The sequence below is a fragment of the Acidimicrobiales bacterium genome (genome assembly GCA_034521975.1).
In the GTDB taxonomy this organism is placed as follows: Bacteria; Actinomycetota; Acidimicrobiia; order Acidimicrobiales; family SKKL01; genus SKKL01.
In genome coordinates this window covers 118,995-139,948 of sequence record JAXHLR010000010.1, presented here as the reverse complement: position 1 = coordinate 139,948, position 20,954 = coordinate 118,995, and the positions used below count along the sequence as shown (strand labels likewise).

The 20,954-nt window shown below is 71.0% G+C and carries 22 protein-coding genes; 16 read left to right on the top strand and 6 right to left on the bottom strand.

What is annotated here, in order from left to right; genetic code table 11:
* The first annotated feature begins 5 nt into the window (after positions 1-5).
* Both U5K29_15775 and fetB read left to right on the top strand, forming a co-directional pair.
* Positions 6-662: an ATP-binding cassette domain-containing protein gene (locus U5K29_15775; GenBank protein ID MDZ7679999.1), complete on the top strand. Its 657-nt coding sequence runs from the start codon at positions 6-8 to the stop codon at positions 660-662.
* A complete protein-coding gene (gene fetB, locus U5K29_15770; protein MDZ7679998.1) occupies positions 659-1,438 on the top strand; it encodes an iron export ABC transporter permease subunit FetB in 780 nt (259 codons plus the stop codon). Before U5K29_15775 ends, fetB begins: the two co-directional genes overlap by 4 nt.
* 13 nt (positions 1,439-1,451) lie before the next feature.
* Here fetB and U5K29_15765 read toward each other — a convergent pair whose 3' ends face one another.
* Entirely contained in the window at positions 1,452-2,255 is an 804-nt protein-coding gene (locus U5K29_15765) for an endonuclease V (protein ID MDZ7679997.1), read from the bottom strand.
* 88 nt (positions 2,256-2,343) lie between these two features.
* Between U5K29_15765 and U5K29_15760 the strand changes: the two genes are divergently transcribed.
* From U5K29_15760 to U5K29_15730, 7 genes are all read left to right on the top strand, one after another.
* Complete coding sequence (locus tag U5K29_15760; GenBank protein MDZ7679996.1) at positions 2,344-3,042, top strand: hypothetical protein; 699 nt, start codon at positions 2,344-2,346, stop codon at positions 3,040-3,042.
* A gap of 97 nt (positions 3,043-3,139) precedes the next feature.
* Positions 3,140-3,568 carry a hypothetical protein gene (locus tag U5K29_15755; GenBank protein MDZ7679995.1) on the top strand — a complete coding sequence of 143 codons (429 nt, stop codon included), beginning with the start codon at positions 3,140-3,142 and terminating at the stop codon, positions 3,566-3,568.
* Positions 3,569-3,724: 156 nt separating this feature from the next.
* Complete coding sequence (locus tag U5K29_15750; GenBank protein ID MDZ7679994.1) at positions 3,725-4,414, top strand: response regulator transcription factor; 690 nt, start codon at positions 3,725-3,727, stop codon at positions 4,412-4,414.
* On the top strand, positions 4,414-5,817 hold the full coding sequence (locus tag U5K29_15745; GenBank protein MDZ7679993.1) for a HAMP domain-containing sensor histidine kinase: 1,404 nt from the start codon (positions 4,414-4,416) through the stop codon (positions 5,815-5,817). Before U5K29_15750 ends, U5K29_15745 begins: the two co-directional genes overlap by 1 nt.
* An 84-nt stretch (positions 5,818-5,901) precedes the next feature.
* A complete protein-coding gene (locus U5K29_15740; protein MDZ7679992.1) occupies positions 5,902-7,080 on the top strand; it encodes a trypsin-like peptidase domain-containing protein in 1,179 nt (392 codons plus the stop codon).
* A gap of 115 nt (positions 7,081-7,195) precedes the next feature.
* Positions 7,196-8,461 carry a cytochrome P450 gene (locus U5K29_15735; protein MDZ7679991.1) on the top strand — a complete coding sequence of 422 codons (1,266 nt, stop codon included), beginning with the start codon at positions 7,196-7,198 and terminating at the stop codon, positions 8,459-8,461.
* A 111-nt stretch (positions 8,462-8,572) separates the two neighbouring features.
* Complete coding sequence (locus U5K29_15730; protein MDZ7679990.1) at positions 8,573-8,935, top strand: hypothetical protein; 363 nt, start codon at positions 8,573-8,575, stop codon at positions 8,933-8,935.
* 25 nt (positions 8,936-8,960) lie between these two features.
* Here the strand turns inward: U5K29_15730 and U5K29_15725 are convergent, their stop codons facing one another.
* Positions 8,961-9,779: an MOSC domain-containing protein gene (locus U5K29_15725; GenBank protein MDZ7679989.1), complete on the bottom strand. Its 819-nt coding sequence runs from the start codon at positions 9,777-9,779 to the stop codon at positions 8,961-8,963.
* Positions 9,780-9,911: 132 nt separating this feature from the next.
* Positions 9,912-10,436, bottom strand: a complete 525-nt coding sequence (locus U5K29_15720) for a hypothetical protein (protein ID MDZ7679988.1) — start codon at positions 10,434-10,436, stop codon at positions 9,912-9,914.
* Positions 10,437-10,551: 115 nt separating this feature from the next.
* Between U5K29_15720 and U5K29_15715 the strand changes: the two genes are divergently transcribed.
* On the top strand, positions 10,552-10,935 hold the full coding sequence (locus U5K29_15715) for a VOC family protein (GenBank protein MDZ7679987.1): 384 nt from the start codon (positions 10,552-10,554) through the stop codon (positions 10,933-10,935).
* 13 nt (positions 10,936-10,948) lie between these two features.
* Here the strand turns inward: U5K29_15715 and U5K29_15710 are convergent, their stop codons facing one another.
* Positions 10,949-11,773, bottom strand: coding sequence for an isocitrate lyase/phosphoenolpyruvate mutase family protein (locus tag U5K29_15710; GenBank protein ID MDZ7679986.1), 825 nt, complete (start codon positions 11,771-11,773; stop codon positions 10,949-10,951).
* Positions 11,761-12,564: a phytanoyl-CoA dioxygenase family protein gene (locus U5K29_15705; protein ID MDZ7679985.1), complete on the bottom strand. Its 804-nt coding sequence runs from the start codon at positions 12,562-12,564 to the stop codon at positions 11,761-11,763. The genes U5K29_15710 and U5K29_15705 overlap by 13 nt, the downstream gene beginning before the upstream one ends.
* A gap of 139 nt (positions 12,565-12,703) precedes the next feature.
* Between U5K29_15705 and U5K29_15700 the strand changes: the two genes are divergently transcribed.
* The 4 genes from U5K29_15700 to U5K29_15685 are packed head-to-tail and all read left to right on the top strand — an operon-like array spanning position 12,704 to position 16,100.
* Positions 12,704-13,492 (top strand): enoyl-CoA hydratase/isomerase family protein, encoded by a 789-nt coding sequence (locus tag U5K29_15700; protein ID MDZ7679984.1) that lies wholly within the window; start codon positions 12,704-12,706, stop codon positions 13,490-13,492.
* A 2-nt stretch (positions 13,493-13,494) separates the two neighbouring features.
* Positions 13,495-14,004 (top strand): GNAT family N-acetyltransferase, encoded by a 510-nt coding sequence (locus U5K29_15695; GenBank protein MDZ7679983.1) that lies wholly within the window; start codon positions 13,495-13,497, stop codon positions 14,002-14,004.
* Positions 14,001-14,819: an HAD family hydrolase gene (locus U5K29_15690; GenBank protein MDZ7679982.1), complete on the top strand. Its 819-nt coding sequence runs from the start codon at positions 14,001-14,003 to the stop codon at positions 14,817-14,819. The genes U5K29_15695 and U5K29_15690 overlap by 4 nt, the downstream gene beginning before the upstream one ends.
* 57 nt (positions 14,820-14,876) lie before the next feature.
* A complete protein-coding gene (locus U5K29_15685) occupies positions 14,877-16,100 on the top strand; it encodes an AI-2E family transporter (protein MDZ7679981.1) in 1,224 nt (407 codons plus the stop codon).
* Positions 16,101-16,214: 114 nt separating this feature from the next.
* Here the strand turns inward: U5K29_15685 and U5K29_15680 are convergent, their stop codons facing one another.
* Positions 16,215-18,359 carry an AAA family ATPase gene (locus tag U5K29_15680; GenBank protein ID MDZ7679980.1) on the bottom strand — a complete coding sequence of 715 codons (2,145 nt, stop codon included), beginning with the start codon at positions 18,357-18,359 and terminating at the stop codon, positions 16,215-16,217.
* Positions 18,360-18,490: 131 nt separating this feature from the next.
* Between U5K29_15680 and hemE the strand changes: the two genes are divergently transcribed.
* Together hemE and hemG are read left to right on the top strand one after the other, a co-directional pair.
* Entirely contained in the window at positions 18,491-19,573 is a 1,083-nt protein-coding gene (hemE, locus tag U5K29_15675) for a uroporphyrinogen decarboxylase (protein ID MDZ7679979.1), read from the top strand.
* Positions 19,570-20,952, top strand: coding sequence for a protoporphyrinogen oxidase (hemG, locus tag U5K29_15670; protein ID MDZ7679978.1), 1,383 nt, complete (start codon positions 19,570-19,572; stop codon positions 20,950-20,952). The genes hemE and hemG overlap by 4 nt, the downstream gene beginning before the upstream one ends.
* Positions 20,953-20,954: the final 2 nt, after the last annotated feature.

Here is a 20,954-nt window from a genome sequence, read left to right as displayed (position 1 = left end):
GCCGCGTGACCGCCCAGCCCACCTTCGCCTTCGAGGGCGTCGAGGTGGTGATCGGTGACCGCACCGTCCTCACCGGCATCGACACCGAGATCCCCGGGACGGGCATCACCGTCGTCACCGGACCGTCGGGTTCGGGCAAGTCCACCCTCGCCCGCCTCTGCAACCGTCTCATCGACCCCACCGCCGGACAGGTCCGGTTCCGGGGTGTGCCCATGCCCGACCTCGACGTCCTCGACCTTCGGCGCCGGGTCGGGTTCGTCTTCCAGCGCGCCACCACCTTCCCCGGGACCGTCGCCGACAACCTCGCCGCCACCGACGTCGACGACCGCGACCGCTGGCGGGAGCTGCTCGACCGGGTCGACCTCGACCCCGGCACCGTCCTCGACCAGGACGCCGCCAGCCTCTCGGGCGGTGAGGCCCAACGGGTCTGTGTCGTGCGGGCCCTGCTGCTCGACCCCGAGGTGCTGGTCGCCGACGAACCCACCTCCGCGGTCGATCACACCACCACCCGCCGGATCGAGCACCTCGCCCGCGAGCTCGCCGACGGCGGTGTGCCGATCCTCTGGATCACCCACGACGACGCCCAGCTCCGCCGGCTCGCCGACCACCGGCTGTCGCTGCGCAACGGCACACTCGACACGAACCCGGGCGACACCTCGTGAACGGCGACATCTCCAACCTCGGCGTCGCCCTCGCCGCCGTGCTCGTCGCCGTCGCGGTCGCGGTGTCGATCTGGCGGCGGCTCGGCCTCACCGTCCCGCTCATCGTCGCCTCGGCCCGGGCCCTCGGCCAGCTCGCCATCATGGGGCTGGTGCTGGCGGTGCTCATCGCACCCGACCAGCCCCTCGTGCTGTCGTGGGCCTGGGTGGTCGTCATGATCGCCTTCGCCGGCTGGACCGTGCACCGACGGGCACCAGAGGTCCCTGGCGCCGGCTGGCTCGCCGTCGTCGCCTTCGCCCTCGCCTCAGGTGTCACCCTCGGGGTCCTGTTCGGATTCGGTGTCTTCCCCGTCGAGGGTCGCACCATCGTCCCCCTCGCCGGGCTGATGATCGGCAACTCGATGAACGCCACCGTGCTCGCCGCCCGCCGGATCGTCGAGGAGCTGCGCGACAAGCGCCTCGAGATCGAAGCCCGACTCGCCCTCGGCCATCCCGCCGACCGGGCGGTGGCGCCGCACCTGCGTCTGGCGATCCGCACCGCGCTCATCCCCCAGATCGAGACGACCCGCGCCGTCGGCATCATCTTCCTACCCGGCGCCATGGTCGGACTGCTGCTGGCCGGGGTCGAACCGCTCGACGCCATCCGGGTGCAGATCGCGGTGATGTACCTGGTGCTCGGCTCGACCACCGTCAGCGCCTCGACCATCGCCATCGGGATCGCCCGGCGGCTCTTCACCCCCGCCCACCAGCTCCGACCGCTACCACCGGCCCGATCCTGAGGCCGCCTCGCGCTCATCGACCATCGGCGGTGGCCAGGTGGCGCGCCTCGCGGGCGACCCGTCGGGCCTCCTGCAGCGGCACCGGCGTCCGGGCATCCTCGACCGAGGCCCGCAGCACCACTTCGACCGCGTCCTCGACCCCGGTCCGCCATGCCGCGTGGACCAGCACCGGCCGTACCCCCGACCGCACGCACAGCCACGCCCCGACGGCCACACCGTCCTGCTCCACCGGCATCCACGCACCCCGCTCGGCGAGATCGGGCGGGTCGGACCGGTCGACCAACCCCCGGTGGGTGACTCCGACCGTGGGCACCTCCAGCACCGAACCGAGGTGCAGCGCCAAGCCGGCACGACGAGGGTGGTCGAGCCCGGTGGCGTCGACCAGCAGCACCTCGGGGAGCCGGGGCAGATGCCGCACCGCGGCCTCGAGGATCGGCCCCTCACGGCGGGCCAGCAGCCCTGGTGCGTAGGACGCGGGGACCGTGCCCGCCACCGCGTGCTGGGCCTCGACATCGCGGGCCTGCCGGGGCGCGCCACCGACGGGGATCCCCCGCAGCTGCCGGTCGGGGTCGCGGCGCGGCCCGGGTCCGGGTTCGGCGGGAACCTCCAACACCACCGCCGCCGCCCACGCCCGGTCACCGGGATGTCCGGGACCTGCCTCGCCCCGGGCAAAGGCCACGAAGCACCCGCCGACCCGCATGGCACGACCGGTCGGCGGCCGCCATCGATCCACCCGCCGTGACCGTTCGACCAAACGCCCCTGGAGGGCGACCAGCTCGGCGTCGGAGCCGGGCCACGGTTCCTCGAGTGCTGCCACGCGACCAGTCTGGCGGTCGATCAGCGCGACGAGCGGTGACGTCGCCGGCGGCTCGGCGGTGGCTCGGCGGCGCGGTCATGCTGTGTCGATGGCCGAACACGACGAGCACCGACCCGACACCGAGACACGTGCCTGGATGAGCTGGAGCTCGGGCAAGGACTCCGCCTTCGCGCTCCACACCGCCAGGGCTGCGGGGGTCCCGGTGGTCGGGCTGCTGACCACCCTCAACGGCGACGCCGAGCGGGTCGCGATGCACGGAGTGCGCCGCACCCTGCTCGAGGCCCAGGCCGACCGGCTCGGCCTGCCGCTGCACCAGGTGGATCTGCCATCGCCCTGCCCCAACGGCGTCTACGAGGAGAAGATGGCCGAAGCGATGGCCGTTGCGGCCGCCGACGGCGTCGGGACGATGGTGTTCGGCGACCTCTTCCTCGAAGACGTCCGCCGGTACCGCGAAGCCAACCTGGCACCGACGCCGATCGAGCCCCACTTCCCCATCTGGGGACGCCCCACCGACCAGCTCGCCCACGAGATGATCGAGTCCGGCCTGCGCGCCGTGCTCACCTGCGTCGATCGCTCGCAGATGCCCATCGAGCTGCTGGGCCGCCCCTTCGACCACGAGCTCCTCGCCGACCTGCCCGATGGCACCGACCCCTGCGGCGAGCACGGTGAGTTCCACACCTTCGTGTGGGACGGCCCCGGCTTCTCCCGGCCGATCCCCGTCGAGACCGGCGAGGTCGTCGAGCGCGACGGCTTCGCGTTCCGCGACGTCGTCGCGGTCACCACCTGAGACCGCCAACCTCTGCGCCGGCTCACAGGATGTTCCAAGGCCGAAGCCTCACGATGCGGTGGTGAACTTCCGAGAGCCGGGAGCGGAAAGGAGCACCATGAGACGAGCCATCACTGCTGCTGCGTTGGCGGTCGGGGTCCTTGCCGGAGCGATTGGGGCATCGGTCCTCAGCCCAGTCGGACTGGTCGACGCAGCCGAAGGCGAGGAACCCGCCGCCGACAGCACCGAGCGGCCGGTCGGAGCGTGGATCGGCGAGACGCTCGCACCGCTGGTCGCCGATGGCACCATCGACCAGCAACAGGCCGACGCCGTGCAGGAGGCCCTCGTCGACGCCGTGCCGCGCCGTGGCCACCGACCAGGACCCGGCTTCGCCCACCGGCCGGTGCTCGAGCGGGTGGCAGACCACCTCGGACTCTCGGTCGAGGAGATCCGCAGTGCCCTCCGCGAGGGCATGACCATTCGCGAGCTGGCCGAACAGCAGGGAGTCGAGCTCGACCCACCGCCGCGGCGGCTCTGGTCACGATGATGTGCCACATGCACCATCGACGGTGACCAGACTGCACGTGGGCTGAGCGCGGGCGGCCCTGGGTCGAGCGGCGAGGCCTGCTCGGGCATACTCACAGGAGACACACAGGAAGCTCCCAGCAACCGGGTCGATCCTGTGCCCGAGGAGGTCTTCGCCATGGGTGATACGCCCAGAAGCCGCATCCTGGTCGTCGACGACGAGGAGAACATCACCTTCCTCCTCGACGCCACCCTCAGCCACTTCGGCTACGAGGTGCGGGTCGCCCACACCGGCCGGGGGGCCCTCGACGCCGTCGCCGAGCTCGATCCGCACCTGATCGTGCTCGACGTCATGCTCCCCGACCTCGACGGGTTCGAGGTCGTGCGCCGGCTGCGATTCGAGGGCGACCGAGTCCCGGTGCTGTTCCTGACCGCCCGCGACGACACGTCGGACAAGGTGCGGGGGCTCACTCTCGGCGGCGACGACTACGTCACCAAGCCCTTCAGCGTCGAGGAGGTGGCAGCCCGGGTCGAGGCCATCCTCCGTCGCAAGGGCGAGGACACCGGCTCGTCGATCCTGGCCCTGGCCGACCTCGAGATGAACGACGATGCCCATGTCGTCCGCCGGGCCGGACAGGTCGTCGAGCTCTCTCCGACCGAGTACAACCTGTTGCGCTTCCTGCTCGTCAATGCCGGACGGGTCCTCACCAAGGCGCAGATCCTCGACCACGTGTGGCAGTACGACTTCGACGGCAACGCCAGCGTCGTCGAGACCTACATCAGCTACCTGCGCAAGAAGATCGACTCCCTCGGACCGCCACTGATCAAGACGGTGCGAGGGGTCGGCTACTCCCTGCGGGTCGACTGATGTCGCTACGCCGTCGGGTCCTGCTCGGCGTGTTGGCGGTGGTCGTGGTGCTGGTCGCCTCGAACCTCGTCCTCGCCTCCACCTTCGAGGGCTATCTCATGGGCCGCGTCGACGACCGGCTCGCCGAGACCGTCGAACGTCCCGTCCTCGCCGGCCGGGCACAGGCGCTGGACAACCAGTCCGACCGCACCGAGCCGATCACCGACCTGTTCCTCGCCGTCGCCGACCTCGACGCGGGCGCCCTCGTGCCGGTGGGCACCCGACTTCGCGACGTCGATCCCCCGGCCGTCGACGCCTCCTCGCTCACCGACCGGGCCACCCGGGTGGGTTCGCCCATCGCCCCGTTCACGGTGAGCAGCGCCGACGGTGACACCCGGTGGCGGCTCGCGGCGGTCAGCATCAGGCCCCAGGCGCCGAGGGTGCTGGTCGTCGGCATCAACCTCGCCGACCTCGACGCCGCCCTCGGCCGGGGCCGGCTGATCCAGGTCGCAGGGTCGGCCACGGTGCTCGTCGCCCTCGCGGCCATGGGCTGGTGGGTGCTGCGCCTCGGTGTGGGCCCCCTGGTCGCGGCAGCCTCCACCGCCGACCAGATCGCGGCCGGCGACCTCACCCGGCGGGTGGAACGCACCGACGACCGTACCGAAGCCGGACGGCTGGGCCAGGCGTTCAACACCATGGTCGACGAGATCGAGGACGCCTTCGAACGCCAGCGTCGGTCCGAGGAGCGGGTCCGTCGCTTCGCCGCCGACGCCTCCCACGAGCTGAGGACCCCGCTCACGTCGATCCGTGGCTACGCGGAGCTGTGGGAGGCCGGGGGGCTGCGCGACCCCGAGCAGCTGGCCGAGGCCATGCGCCGGCTCGGCCAGGAAGCCAACCGCATGGCTGCCCTGGTCGAAGACCTGATGCTGCTGGCCCGCCTCGACGAGCATCGCCCGCTCGACCGGCAACCGGTGCGGCTCGACGAGCTGGTGGGCGACGCGGTGAACGACGCCCGGGCGGTCGACCCGGACCGGCCGATCGAGGTGACGGTGGAGCCGGCGGTGGTCCCCGGCGACGAGGACGCCCTGCGCCAGGTGATCGCCAACCTGTTGACCAACGCCCGGGTGCACACCCCCGAGGGGACGCCGGTGGGCGTCGAGGTGAGCATCGATGATCGGTGGGCACGACTCACCGTCAGCGACGCGGGGCCGGGGATGGACGACCTCGCCGCCGCGCAGGTCTTCGAGCGCTTCTTCCGCGCCGACCGGTCACGAGCCCGGGAGCAGGGGTCGGGCGGCAGCGGTCTCGGGCTGTCGATCGTGCAGTCGGTGGCCGAGGCCCACGGCGGCCAGGCGTCGGTGCGAACCGCCCCGGGCGCAGGCTTCGCGGTCACCGTCGCACTGCCCACCGACCCCGAGGCCTGACCGCCGCACGCGGGGACGAGGTCGGCGGCGATCCTCAGCGCGCTCCCAGGATCCTCCAAGGATCGGTCCCGACACTGGCGCGACATGGACGAGAACCCGACACTCACCGCTCCGCCACCACCGCCCCCACCACCACCGCCGCCCGTGCTCACCGCTCCGCAGCAGGCGGTCGCTGCCCCCACAGCGTCGGAGCGCTCGCGGTGGCGGCTGGCGCTGGCCGTGCTGGTGACCGCGCTGCTTGCCGGCGGCGTCGGTGGTGTCGCCGGCGCCTCCCTCGCCGCCGACGAAGGTCCGGGCGACGTTGCAGCCTCGGATCCGGTCGCCGCCGGAGGCCTGCCGGTCTCGGGCGAGCCCCTCGACGTGGCCGGAATCGTCGACCAGGTCGGCCCGTCGGTCGCCACCATCCAGAGCGAGGTCCGAACACCGTTGGGCGGTACGGGTACCGGCGCCGGGACCGGAATCGTGATCTCGCCCGACGGTGAGGTTCTCACCAACGCCCACGTGGTCGACGGCGCCACCACCGTTCGCGTCACCCTCGAGGGCGATCCCCAGTCGCGAGAGGCCCGGGTCGTGGGTACCGACCCCGAACGCGATCTCGCCCTCCTCCAGATCGACGGAGCCAGCGGTCTTCCCGCCGCCGAGCTCGGCGACTCTTCATCGGTCGCAGTGGGCGACGGCGTGGTCGCCATCGGCAACGCACTGGCCCTGCGCGGCGGCCCGACCGTCACCCAGGGCATCGTCTCGGCGGTCGACCGCACCTTGTCGACCCCGAACGGGACGATGACCGGTCTGATCCAGACCGACGCATCCATCTCGTCGGGCAACTCCGGTGGCCCGCTGGTGAACGCAGTCGGTGAGGTCATCGGCATCAACACGGCGGTGGCCACCAGCAGCGGCGGGCGTGCCGCCGAGAACATCGGATTCGCCATCGCCGCCGATCAAGCAGCGTCAGTCATCGACCAGCTCCGCACCGGCACGGTGACCCAGCCCAAGGGTCACCTCGGCGTGCAGGTCGCCGACCCCACCGACGGCAGCCGCGGCGCACTCCTGGCCGACATCGTCGACGGGTCTCCGGCCGACGAGGCCGGTCTGCGCACCGGCGACCTGGTGATCGCCATCGGCGACGACACGGTCCACGGCGCTGCCGACCTCGCCGCCGTCATCGGTTCGCACGAGCCCGGTGACGAGATCACGGTCACCTTCATCCGGGCCGACACCGAGCAGACGACCACCGTCGTGCTGGCGCGATCCCCGTCGAGCTGAGTCCCACGAGCACGACCGCCGGCCACCGCCCACCGACCGCGCCGGGTGGGTGGTGTACAGCGTATAGGGCGGCTAGGTTCAGCCCCGCACCACGCGCTCCAGGGGGACGACCCGCATGACCGAACCAGCCTCGAAGCTCGCCGACCCGACCTTCTGGCAGCAGCCGCTCGCGGACCGCATGGTCCACTTCGCCGAGCTGCGCGAGCGGGGCCCGTTCACACCGGTCACCTACTTCAACCCGATGACCGAGTCCACCGAGTCGTTCTGGGCAGTCACCCGCTACGACGAGGTGGTCGAGATCAGCCGCCGGGCCCAGGACTTCTGCTCGGGCAAGGGAGCGGTCTCCATCCCCGACATGAACGAGCAGATGCTCGAGTTCTTCGGCTCGTTCATCAACATGGACGACCCCCGCCACGCCCGACAGCGCGGCATCGTGTCGCGCTCGTTCACGCCCCGCCAACTCCAGGGCGTGCTCGACTCGGTCGAGACGATCTGCACCGAGGTCATCGACGACATGTGTGAGACGGGCGAGGTCGACTTCGTCCAGGCCTTCTCCCAGCCGTTCCCGCTGCTCATCATCTGCGACATGATGGGCATCCCCCGCAGCGAGTTCGACACCGTGCTGCGCGCCACCAACGTGATCCTCGGATCGGGCGACCCCGACTTCCTCGACGGCAAACCGGTCGTCGAGGCGCTCTTCGAGGCCGGCCTCGAGCTGACCGGACTCATGAACGAGCTGGCCGAGGAGCGGCGGGCCAACCCGACCGACGACCTCACCTCCAAGCTGGTGCACGCCGAACCGGGCGAGGACATGCTCGCCCCCGAGGAGATCGCCCCGTTCTTCATACTCCTCGCCGTCGCGGGCAACGACACCACCCGCAACGCCCTCAGCCACGGGCTGCACCTGCTGGCCCAGAACCCCGACCAGCGCCGCATCTGGCAGGACGACCTCGACGGCGTCACCGCCACCGCGGTCGACGAGATCGTGCGGGTCGCGTCCCCCGTCACCTTCATGCGTCGCACGGCCACCCACGACGGCGTCACCGTCGCCGACCACACCTTCTCCGAAGGCGACAAGGTCGTGATGTTCTACGGGGCCGCCAACCGCGACCCCCGCGAGTTCGACGAGCCGGAACGCTTCGACGTGTTGCGCGACCCCAACCCCCACGTCGGCTTCGGTGGGCCGGGGCCGCACTTCTGTCTGGGGGCCCACCTGGCCCGCCGCGAGGTGTCGGTCGCGTTCCGGCACCTCCTCACCCGACTGCCCGACATCGAGGTCATGGCCGAACCGGTCCCCCTCGAGGCTGCCGGCATCCCCCTCGTGGGCGGCCTCAAGGAGATGAAGGTTCGCTTCACCCCCACCGCCCCCAGCAGCCGCTGACCACACGTCGCACTGGCTCGGCCACGATCGCTCGCCTGGCCACCACGGTGTGCCATGGTCGAAGGGCACCGTCGAGGAACACATGAGCAGTCGAGCGCGGGGAGCACCACCATGACCTACCAGTACGACAGCCCGCAGGGACTCCGGCCCGAGTTCGACAAGCCCGGCCGCCCGCTCTCGGACTGGCAGGTGCTCGACGAGGTGTGGACCGCGAACGAAGCGCTCCGCGAAGCCTGCGACGACTCGTTCGCCACGATGGTCTCCCACGCCTACGCCGAGCTCTCCACCGAAGCCACCCCCGAAGGCCAAGAGCTCACCAAGCAGGTGTGGGCAGCGATCGAGGAGGCCGGCTACCAGGTCAAGCAACCCAAGCCGATCCACTTCGTGAAGCCCAAGAAGAAGGGGTTCTTCGCGAAGGTGTTCGGGCTCGGCTCCCGCGCCGGGCGCGCCTACGGACCCCGAACGCGGATCTAGATCCAGGCGCCCAGACCGCTCCGGTTCACCGCAGAGTGACCGCGTCGCCGACCCGCACCGTTCCCGGCGTCGTGACCGTGGCGTAGGACCCCAGACAGGCGAAGGTGCCGAGCGGGTTGGCGACCCGGTGTTCGCCGGCCAGGGTTCGCAGCACTCCGGGCTCGGCCGGCAGATCGCCTTGTTCGACGGTGGTCATGATGCAGCGGGGCGTGGGGTCGCCGACGGTGACCTCCACGTCACCGATGCTCAGGACCCGGCCCTGCCAGGCGTCCTCGGCGAAGCCATCGAGGCCAGGGGTCTCGATGAGGATGCTGGGACGGAACCGGCGTGGGTCGTCGCTGGTGTGCGGGCCGGACGCGGCCAGCGTGGCCAGGCTGGCGGTGGTGAGCAGATGCAGCACGCCGACGTCGACGAACGACGTGCCCTCACCGGTGATGTTGGTGGGCAGGTCGATCTCGCCGGTGAGGGTGAGGCCCTCGATCTCGGGCCAATCCGACTCGTAGATGCCCTGCTGCGGGGTGACCGCCTTCTCGACGGTGACCGCGCGACCGAGCAGTGCCTCGAGCGCGACCCGAAGCTTGGGATCACCGATACCGAACACCTCGCCCGTGGGCAGCTCGACTTGGACCTCGTCACCGAGGCCCGTCGCCCGGCAGTCGAGCATCGCCCGCCACAGCCGGGGTCGCTTGGCACTCACCAACTTGTCGGTCTCCACATCGCGCAACGCCCAGGTGCGGTCACCGACGATCCCGTCGTGGTCGATCTCGACCTCGTCGAGCGACTCGCCCTGCATCGACTTCACCGCAAAGCGATGGAGGCTGGCCACGGTTCCGATCACACCCATCATCACAGTCTGACATCCGGCTCCCCGACTACGCTCGGTTGGCACGAGACCCCGAGCGGAGGGGGTGTGAACCGGTGGAGCCAGACCAGATCACCGAGCGGGTGCGGACCATCTGCCTGGCGTCGCGCTGACTCAGTGGGTCATGGTGCCGGGATAGAGGTCGGGGGGACAGCCGAAGCTGTACATCGTGGGAAGGGGCTGGTCGGGACCGTCGGTCGAGTGGACGACAGCCCCGTCCAGGTCGACGACGAGCTGGTCGCCCATTCCGTCCTCGATCAGCCAGGTGTCGCCCGATCCCGGGCCCGCACCCAGCACCGTCGCGTCGGCGAACCGCTGCGGTTCGGGCGGGGTGTTGCCCACGTCGTTGGAGTGGGAGATGCACTCCGACTCGGTGCGCTGGAAGAACGCGAGCGCGTCCGATGCGTCGCTCGCGGTGGTCGTCGTTGTCGAGCTGGTCGTGGTCGTGGACGAGCTGGTGGTGGAGGAGCTGGTGGCGCCCGTGCTGGTGGTCGTGTCCAGATCGTCGGCCTCGGTGGTGGTCGTGGTCGCGGCCGCCTCATCGGTCTCGTCGTCGTTGCCACAGGCCACGCCCACCAGGAGCAGCCCAACGATCAGGCCGGCCGCCGTCAGCCGCCTCGTGTGCATCGTGTCGAACATGCGCGGGAGGCTAGCGGTGGGAGCCCGCATGTCGGCGATCACCACGACGAAACCGGCGCAAGTCGTCGCACGACCCGACAGACTGGCTCCACATACGGGAAACGGAGGGATCACCGTGGCCGTCGCGCTCAACCACACGATCGTCGCCGCACGCGACGCCGAAGGATCGGCACGGTGGGCTGCCGAGCTGCTCGGGCTCTCAGCGCCGGTGCCGTTCGGCCACTTCTGGGTGCTCGAGACCGCCAACGGCGTGAGCCTCGACTTCAGCGACCACGACGGCGAGATCACCTCCCAGCACTACGCCTTCCTGGTGAGCGAGGACGACTTCGACCAGATCTTCGGCCGCATCGCCGAGCGGCGCATCGCCCACTGGGCCGACCCCGGGCGCACCCAGGCCGACTCGATCAACCACAACGACGGCGGACGGGGCGTCTACTTCGCGAGTCCGGATGGCCACCTGCTCGAGATCATCACCCGGCCCTACGGAAGCAGCGACTGAGGAGCCGCCGGGATCAGGACCGCGGGTCGAGCGCCCTGCGGATCGTGGGCAGCGAAGCGCCGACCTGGGTCCAGTAGTGGAAGGTCCCCGCCTCGCGCAGCTCGGTGGCGGCAGCCACGAGCCCACCGAGTGCGACGTGGGCGAACGCGCCGCCCACCGAGACCCGGGCCACGCCGAGCTCGCCGAGGGTCTCGACCGGGGGACAGCCGGGTAGGGCGAGCACGTTGACCGGGCGATCGACCGACCCGACGAGCACGCGGAGATCGTCGGGATCGACCACGCCCGGGGCGAAGAGCACGTCGGCTCCGGCCTCCTGGAACGCCTGCAGGCGAGCGATCGTGTCGGCCAGGTCGTCGCGACCGTGCAGGTGGTTCTCGGCCCGCGCGGTGAGGACGAGCTGATCGGGACCCGCGTGGGCGGCATCGGCGGCCGCCGCGACGCGCTCGGCGGCCAGCGCGGCGTCATAGATCGGGTCGTCGTCGCGGCCCGTGTAGTCCTCGATCGAGCATCCGGCCACGCCGGTCCCCGCCGCCCGCCGCACGGTCTCGGCCACGCCGTCGGGATCGTCGGCGAACCCGTTCTCGGTGTCGGCCGCCACGGGGACGTCCACCGCGGCCGCAACGGCCCGTGCGTGCTCGAGCGCTTCGTCCCGGCTCACCCGGTAGTCGACCCGCCCGAGCGTCGCGGCGAACCCGCTGCTGGTCGTCGCGATCGCCTCGAAGCCCATCGCCTCGAGCACCCTCGCCGAGCCCGCGTCCCACGCGTTCGGCTGTAGCAAGGGTCGGTGGTCGTGGTGCAGGGCGAGGAACCGCCCCGCCATCCCGGTCATCTCGTGCATCGAGCGACCGTAGCGTCCAGCACCCGCCGGGGGTGGCGACCGTCGACGTAGCCGACGAAGGGCGGATGGATGTTGTAGCCCAACAGCTCCTGGAGGCGCTCGGGCAGGGTCGCCGCCACCTCCTGGGGGACCGCCAGCAGGTGGGTCTCCTGGGCCCGCAGCCACGATGCGCAGTACTCGAGGATCACGCCCAGTCGGGCTTCATCGGTCTGGTTGGCTCCCCCGCCGTGCCACAGACTGCCGGGATAGAACATGACCGAGCCGGCAGGCATCGCCGCCGAGACCATCGAGACGTCGTCGGCGGGACGGGGCTGGCCGCCGTGGCTCCCGGGAACCAGACGGGTGGCGCCGTTGGCCTCGGTGAAGTCGCACAACGCCCACATGGTGTTCATCACCAGCTCGGGATGCGGATCGGGAACGGGGTAGATCCCGTCGTCGCGGTGCAGCGGCTGCTCGGGCTCGCCCGGGCCGATCTCGATGCCCGTCGGGGCGCTCAACTGGTGGTGGCCGAGCACCCGGTCGAGCACGCCGAGCACCAGCGGGTCGATGGCCAGGTCGTCGAACGCTCTGGTCTTGGCGAACAGCGCGTAGATGCGCTTGGTGCCGAAGCCCTCGAAGTCGTTGCGTCCCGTCGGCGTGTCGGCCAGCACGGGGGTGAGGTCGTCGACGATGGCCGCGACCCGATCCGGGTCGAGGTAGCGCTCCACGACGGCATAGCCGTGGGTGGTCATCGTGTCGACGACCTCGTCGACGCTCGTGTTCGGCCCCAACCGTGGTGCTGTGTGCTGCACGTGACCCTCCCGACAAGTCTGGTCACATTCGATGGCGGATGCGACCCATCGTCGTGACCAGACTGTTGAGACCCCATCCAACCCGATCGCCGAAGGGGTGTCGAGGGCACCCCACCGCGGGCGATGCAAGACTCGGGCCATGACCGATGACGCCACCGGCCTGGTGGTCGCCGAAGAGGGACGGGTCGTGCGGGTGACCCTGAACCGCCCCGACCGGCTCAACGTGCTCGACGACACCCTGCGCAGGGCCCTCGCCGACCTGCTCCATCAGCTCGAGGACCGCCCCGACATCTCGGTGCTGGTGCTCGCCGGGGAAGGGCGAGCGTTCTCTGCCGGCGCGGACTTCCGCAACACCGCCTACCCACCAATCGAGGGCGACTGGGCACAGCGACGCCACGCGACCGGGAGCTGGCAGCGTGTGCTCGAACAGCTCGACCGGATCCCCCAGGTCACCGTCGCCCGACTCCACAGCCACGTGGTGGGCGGGGCCGCGCTGCTGGCCGCCGCCTGCGACATCCGGGTGGCAGCCGACGACACCGTGCTACGGATCCCCGAGCTGGCGATCGGCATCCCCCTCACCTGGGCGGGCATCCCCCTGCTGGTGCGCGAGGTCGGCCTGCCCACCGCCCGCGACTGGATCATGACCTGCCGATCGGTCGACGCCGACGAGCTGCATCGCACCGGGTTCGCCCAACGGGTGGCACCCCGAGATCAGCTCGACGCCGCGGTAGAGGACTGCATCGAGCAGCTGCTCGCCATCCCGCCCGGTCCCCTCGCCATGACCAGGGCCATGACCTCGGCGATCGGTCGCACCAACCCGACGATGGTCGCCGCATGGGGCGACGCCGACCACCAGCACTGGTCGTTCACCGAAGACGAGTACCGCGAGGCCGCCCGGGCCTACGCCGAGCGCCTGCGCAAGGGCTGAACATGACCGTCACCTTCCGAGGTGCCTCAACCGCCGATGGCGATGCCATCGGCGAGCTGCTGGTCGAGGCAGGCCGCGCCGGGTGGTCCGGCTTCCTCACCCCCGACCAGCTCGAACAGATCGAGGGCCAGCCCGACAAGTGGGCCCAACGGATCGGTGGACCCGGGCCGAACCCCAACCTGGTGGTGGCCGAGGACGACGAGGGCCTGGCCGGGTTCATCTGGGTCCACCAGTGCGGCAACCTCGACCTCGCCCGACCCACCGGCGAGGTCGGCACCTTCTACACCCACCCCCGCGTGTGGGGCGCCGGCGTGGGTCGCCGGCTCATGGACCACGGACTCGACCGCCTACGAGGATTGGGCTACACCGAGTGCGTGCTGTGGACCGAGGAACGCAACCAACGCCCCCGACGCATCTACGAGCAGATGGGCTGGACCCTCGACGGCGCCACCCGAACCCGCGACTACCAGGAAGTCCCCATCACCGAGATCCGCCACCGGTACGAGCTGTGACCGACATCGAACTCGTCGTCACCGACCTCGACGGCACCCTCTGGGACACCTCCGACATCGCCGCGCTCCACCCCCGCACCTCCGCCGCCGTCGCCGAGCTCGAGCGCCGGGGGTACCCGCTGCTCGTCGCCACGGGCCGCCGGCTCGCATCGACCAGGGCGCCACTCGCCCGCTTCGGCCTCCACCCGCCCGCCGTGTTGCTCAACGGGGCCATGGTCGTCGACCTCGCCACCGACGAGCGCCTCCACCGTCACGCCTTCGCCCCCGACGACGCCGCCGCAGTGCTCCAGCAGTTCCTCGCCGCAGGGGTGGAACCATGCGTCTACGTCGAGCACGACGAGGTCGACGTGTTCGTGGGCGAGAATCCCTCCACCCATCCCGAGCACCTGCGCTCGTTCGGCGAGTGGGCCCGCACCGGCGACCTGGACCACATCGTCGCCACCGAAGCGGTCCTCGCCTTCGGAGTGCTGAGCATCCCCGCCGATCGGGCAGCCGAGGTCGCCGCCAAGCTTCACTCGATCGCCAACGCCCACCTCAGCGACGAGCGCCAGTACTCCGGGGGCATGACCATCACCGTCGCGCCGCCCGACCTGTCGAAGTGGTTGGGCGTCGAGGCCTTCTGCGTGGCCCGCGGCTACGACCCCCACAAGGTGCTGGCCATCGGCGACGGGCCGAACGACCTCGAGCTGCTCGACGGTGCCGCCGTCGCCGTCGCCCCCGAGGATGCCCACCCCGAGGCCATCGCCCGCGCCGACCACATCGTGCCCAAGGCCCTCCACGGCGGATGGGCCGACCTGCTCGACCTGTTGCCCTGATCACCGGCAGCGGAGCATCCGCGCTCCGAGCAATGTCGCGCAGCAACATTGCTGGCGATGCCGAACGACGGCGACACGAGCGAACGAGCAGCGCCCCGACGAGTGGCGCCATGGGTCGACACCATGGCCCAGTACTCCTGGCGGGGCCTGGTCATCATCGTCGCCGCGGCGGCGATGATCTGGACCGCCGCGTTCCTCTACCTCGTCACCATCCCCATCATCCTGGCCGTCGTCCTGGCCACCTTCTGCGTCCCCTTCGCCCGTCGGTTGGAGAACAGGGGATTCCCACCCGCAGCCGCAGCAGGGGTCGTCGTCATCGGCGGGCTGCTCCTGCTCACCGGGGTCCTCGCCGCCATGGCTCCCTCGTTCGTGAGCCAGGCCCAGGAGCTGCGTCCCACGATCGAGGACGGGGTGGACGAGTTCTTCGAGTGGCTCGAGACCGGACCGGTCGGGCTCTCCCAGGACGAGGTCGAGGACATGCTGTCCAACGTCGGCGAGCAGACCGACGGCATCGGCGAGATGGCCACCAACGTCGTCATCGCCGTGGGCTCGGTCATGGCCGCCCTGGTGCTCACCGTCGTGTTGCTGTTCTTCATCGTGAAGGACGGACCCGAGATCGTCGACTGGATCTCGAGGCGCTGCCCACCCGAACATCACGACGCGCTCTCGGCGGTGGCCGCACGAACCTGGCGGTCGCTCGGTGGGTTCATGCAGGCCACTGCGCTGGTCGCGCTCATCGACGCGATCGGGATCGCCATCGGTCTGGCGATCCTCGACGTGCCCCTGGTGTTCCCCTTGGCGTTCCTCGTGTTCCTCGGCGGGTTCATCCCCGTGGTCGGTGCGTTGGTCACCGGCATGCTGGCCGTCTTCGTCGCCTGGGCATCGGGTGGGTTCGGCACCGCCATCGCCGCGCTGGCGGTCGTCCTCATCGTCCAGCAGGTCGAGTCGAACGTCTTGCAGCCGGTGATCATGAAGAAGGCGGTGTCGCTGCACCCGGTCGTGATCCTGGCCGGCATCACCGCCGGCGCGATCATCGCCGGGATCATCGGTGCCTTCCTCGCGGTGCCGGTCACCGCCATGGCCGCGGCCGCGGGCAACGAGCTGCGCTTGCGCAAGGAGGCGCGACTGGCCGGCATCCCGCTCGGGCCGACACCCCTCGGCGGTGCCTGGGCCACCGCCGAGGTCGGCGGCGCCAAAGCAGCCGTGGAAGGCCCACCACCGGAGTTCGAGGGCGAGTCCGACAGCGACCACCCCGACCGCGACCGCCCCGACCCTGAGTAGCCGCCGCCGAAACTGCGCGGATCCGTCGCGCTGAGCGCGACGGATCCGCGCAAGTTCGTGGCAGGCGAGACGCAGGTCGGGCACGGGGCCCGGGCGGGGTGGGGGCGAGGCCAGCTACTCGGCGAGGAACTCGGGCAAGGGCCGCTCGTGGACCACGGCCAGTCGCTTGGTGGAGCGGGTGAGCGCCACATAGAGCGACCGCAGGCCCTGGGCCTCGTCCTCGATGATGGCGGCCGGCTCGACCACGACCGATGCGTCGAGCTCGAGCCCCTTCACGATGCCCACCGCCACCACCGTGATCTGCGAATCGAGTCCGTGGCGGGTCGCTCGGCCGTACTCGACCCGCCGCTCCTCGAACGCCGTGCACAACCGGTCGACCAGGGTGTGCGGACAGATCACCGCCACGCTTCCCGCGCCCACGGCATCGACCTCGTCGAGCGCGGCATCGACCACCGCATCGGCCAGCGACCGACCGCCCCCAGCCGTCGCGATGATCCGCGGGGGATCGCCGTCCTGGCGCACCGACCGCGGGGGTGTGAGCTCGGGAGCGGCGACGCGCAGCACCCGGGTCGCCATCGCCATGTTCGGAGCGGGAATCCGGTAGCCGACGGTGAGCTCGGCCCGGCGTGACGGCCGCTTCTGGGGGAGCTGTTCGAGCACCTCGTCCCAGTCGTCGTGGGCCCACGCCCCGGTGGATTGGGCGATGTCGCCGACGATGGTCATCGACCCGTTGAGCGAGCGGCGTCCCAACGTCCGCAAGGCCATGGGAGAGAGGTCCTGGGCCTCGTCGACCACGATGTGGCCGTACGTGCGGGGCTCGAGCTCGTGGGACCGCTTGCGAGGACCGAGCAACGCTCGGGCCTCGTCGAGCAACGCGACGTCGTCGGTGGTCCAGATGACCGACAAGGCGTGATCGGACCGGGGGCGGTGCAGCGACTGCCACTCGTCGTCGGTGAGCCCTCCGGCGTCGCCCGCATTCCCGCCCGTGCGAGCCGCGCGGCGACGACGGACCTCCGAGGGCAGCCGACCTTGCGCGGCGTTGCGCAACAGCGCCTTCGAGCCGAACAGGTCGTGCAACAGCTCCGCCGGCGACAGCAACGGCCACATCCAGTCGAGCGCCTCGCGCAGCTCGATCGTGGCCTTCAACCGCTGGCGCACCGTGTCGGGGTCGAGCTGTTCGGGGCCACTGCCCGCCAGCACCTCATAGACCCGGGCCTCGACGTACTTGCGGGCCGGGTTGTGCCACCGGTAGCGGCGGCGGGCCTCGTTCACGATCTGGGCGCTCTCCTCGACCGTCATCGACAGACGGGTGAGCCCGTACCCGACCCGCAACGGTGCCCGGAGGGGTCGCTCGCGGTCGCGCACCGCCCGGGCGACGAACCCGGTCATGCGCAGATCGCCCTTCACCCTCGCGGCGAGACCGCGGTCGGAGCCGGCCACCCGCACCTCGTCGATGAGATCGGCCAGCACTGCCAGCTCGACGCCCGCCTCGCCCAACGAGGGGAGCACCTGCTCGATGTAGTTGAGGAACAGCCGATTGGGCCCGACGACCAGCACGCCCTGGCCCTCGAGCGGGAACCGGTGGGTGTAGAGCAGGTAGGCGGCCCGGTGCAGCGCCACGACCGTCTTGCCGGTGCCCGGCCCCCCTTGTACGACCAGGATGCCGGGCAGCTCGGCGCGGATGATCTCGTCCTGTTCGCCCTGGATGGTGGCGACGATGTCGCCCAGACGACCGGTGCGGGCCGTCTCCAGCGCGGCGATCAGCGCACCATGCCCCGAGATCGTGGGCCCGTCGCCGTTGATGGCGGCCACCGCAGCATCGCCGAAGAGCTCGTCCTCGATGCCGAGGAGGGTGCGCCCCCGGGTGGCGAAGTGCCGGCGCCGGATCAGTCCCAGCGACTGGAGTGGCGTCGCCCGGTAGAACGCCTCGGCCACCGGCGCCCGCCAGTCGACCACCAACGGTTCGCGGTCGGGGCCCGACACCGACACCCGACCGATGTAGAACGAGTCGTCGCCGTGGTCGGGGTCGTGGTCGATCCGGCCGAACACCAGCGAGGCGTCCCCCACGTGCAGCTGCTGGAGGCGGTGGATGATGTTGTCGTTGATGACCTCGCGCTCCCACCGGGCCTGCTCGGTGCCGCCCTTGCCCACCTCGACCATCTCCTTGAGGCGCACCGCCGACAGACGATTCGCTTCCAGCGACTCGTAGGCATGGTCGATGTAGGCCTGCTCGGCCTGCAGCTCAGGATGGGACGGCATGGACCTCTTCCGGTGATCCCTTCCAAAAGGGGGTGCGCCATCCTACCCCCTCCCGGCCGTGCTCCGGTCGTCACTTCGCCCTCGCCCGGAGGCATTGGGGAGCCCGGACGCCAGCCGGTTACCGTGATCCGGTGACCGATGCCGACCCACCCGCCCATCTGGCCGACTCCGCCTATCTCCGGGCCTGCCGGGGCGAGCCCGGCGACCGGGTGCCGGTGTGGTTCCAGCGCCAGGCGGGCCGATCCCTGCCCGAGTACCACGAGATCCGGGGCACCGGGAGCATCCTCACCGCCATCGCCCAACCCGACCTGGCCACCGAGATCACCCTGCAACCGGTTCGCCGCTACGGGGTCGATGCCGCCATCCTCTACAGCGACATCGTGGTGCCGGTGCACGCCGTCGGGTTCGGCATCGACATCAAGCCTGGGACGGGGCCCGTCGCAGACCAGCCGTTCCGCACCCGCGCCGACCTCGAACGGCTCCGTCCCCTCGAACCAGCGGTCGACACCCCCTATGTGATCGAGACCGTGAAGCAACTGGTTGCCGAGCTCGACGTTCCCCTCATCGGCTTCGCCGGTGCCCCCTTCACCGTGGCCAGCTACCTGGTCGAGGGCGGGCCGTCACGCAACTACGCCAACACCAAGGCGCTCATGCGCTCGGACCCCGAGCTGTGGAACGACCTCATGGCGCGCCTCACCGACATGGCGATCGCCTCGTTGCGCTCACAGGTCGACGCCGGCGCCGCCGCGGTGCAGATCTTCGACAGCTGGGCCGGCGCGCTGCACCCCGCCGACTACCGGCGCTTCGTGATGCCCCACACCGCGAGGGTGTTCGCCGAGGTGGCCGACCTCGGGGTGCCCAGGGCCCACTTCGGCGTCACCACCGGCGAGCTGCTCGACCTCATCGCCGAGACCGGACCCGAGGTCGTCGGTGTCGACTGGCGCACCCCGCTCGACGTCGCCCGGCAACGGATCGGCCGCACCGTCACCCTCCAGGGCAACCTCGACCCCGCCATCTGCCTGGCGCCGATCCCCGCGGTGGAAGAGGAGGTGCGGGCCATCCTCGCCCTCAACGGCGGGCACCCGGCGCACATCTTCAACCTGGGCCACGGCGTGCTCCCCGAGACCGATCCCGGGGTCCTCGCCCACGTGGTCGACCTCGTCCACGCCGAGGGTCGCGCCCAGGTCCCGGCCGGTTTCCAGACAGGCCCATGACGCGTTCGATCGCTGTCGTCGGTGGCGGCATCGCCGGGCTGACCGCCGCCTTCGACCTCCACCGCCAGGGCCACGAGGTCCACCTGCTCGAGGCCGCCGACCGCTTCGGCGGCAAGCTGCACACCGCTCCCTTCGCGGGCGTCGATCTCGACTCGGGACCCGACTCGGTGCTGGCCCGGGTGCCGTGGGCGCTCGAACTCTTCGACGAGCTGGGACTCGACGACGAGGTCGTCCCCCAACCACCCGGTTCGGCCTATCTCTACAGCCGCGGCGAGCTGCGGCGCATCCCCCAGGGGACCGTGCTCGGGATCCCGACCGATCTCGACCTGCTCGCCGAGTCAGGCGTGGTGTCGCTCGACGCGACCGCCCGCGCCGCCGACGATCTCACCATGGCCGACGACCGGCCCGACGGCGACGAGTCGGTGGGATCGCTCATCCGTCGACGCCTGGGCGACGAGATCCTCGAGCGTCTGGTGGATCCGCTGCTCGGCGGCATCAACGCCGGTGACACCGACCGGCTGAGCCTGGCCGCCGGCGCTCCTCAGATCGCCGCTGCCGCCACCAGTCCACATGCCAGCCTCATCGAGGCGCTGCGCGCCCAACGGGCAAACGCCCCCGCACCCAGCGACGCGCCGGTCTTCTACACCTTGCGTGGTGGGCTCGGCCGCCTGGTCGACGCCCTCGTCGACGCCCTCGACGGGGCCGATCTCCGGACCGACACGCCGATCGGCTCGATCGAGCGGGATGGTGACCGGTGGCGGGTGTCGGCGCAAGGTGGGACGCTCGGGTCCGAGACGCTCGAGGTCGACGGGATCGTCGTCGCCACCCCCGCGTTCGTCGCCGCCGATCTGCTGGCCGAACTGGCCCCCGCCGCCGCCGACGGGCTGGCCCGGATCGACTACTCGTCGGTGGCGCTGGTGGCCATGGCCTTCGCGGACGACGCCACCGGGCGGCCACTCGACGGCACCGGCTTCCTCGTTCCCCGCTCCGAGGGGTTGCTGCTCACCGCCTGCTCGTGGGCCTCGACCAAGTGGCCACATCTCCACCGACCCGGCCAGTTCCTGGTACGGGCGTCAGCGGGACGCTTCGGTGACGAGCGCGCCATCCAGATGGACGACAAGATGCTCGTCGAGGCGATCCTCGCCGACCTGGCCACCACGATGGACCTCCACGGCGACCCCACCGAGGTCCGGGTCACCCGCTGGCCCCGCTCCTTCCCCCAGTACACGCCGGGGCACCTCGACCGCGTCGCCGAGATCGAGGCCGCACTCGCCGAAGCGGCTCCCGGCATCGTCCTGGCCGGTGCCGCCTACCGAGGGGTCGGCATCCCCGCCTGCATCAACTCGGGTCATCAAGCCACCCGCGCGCTCGCCAGATAGGT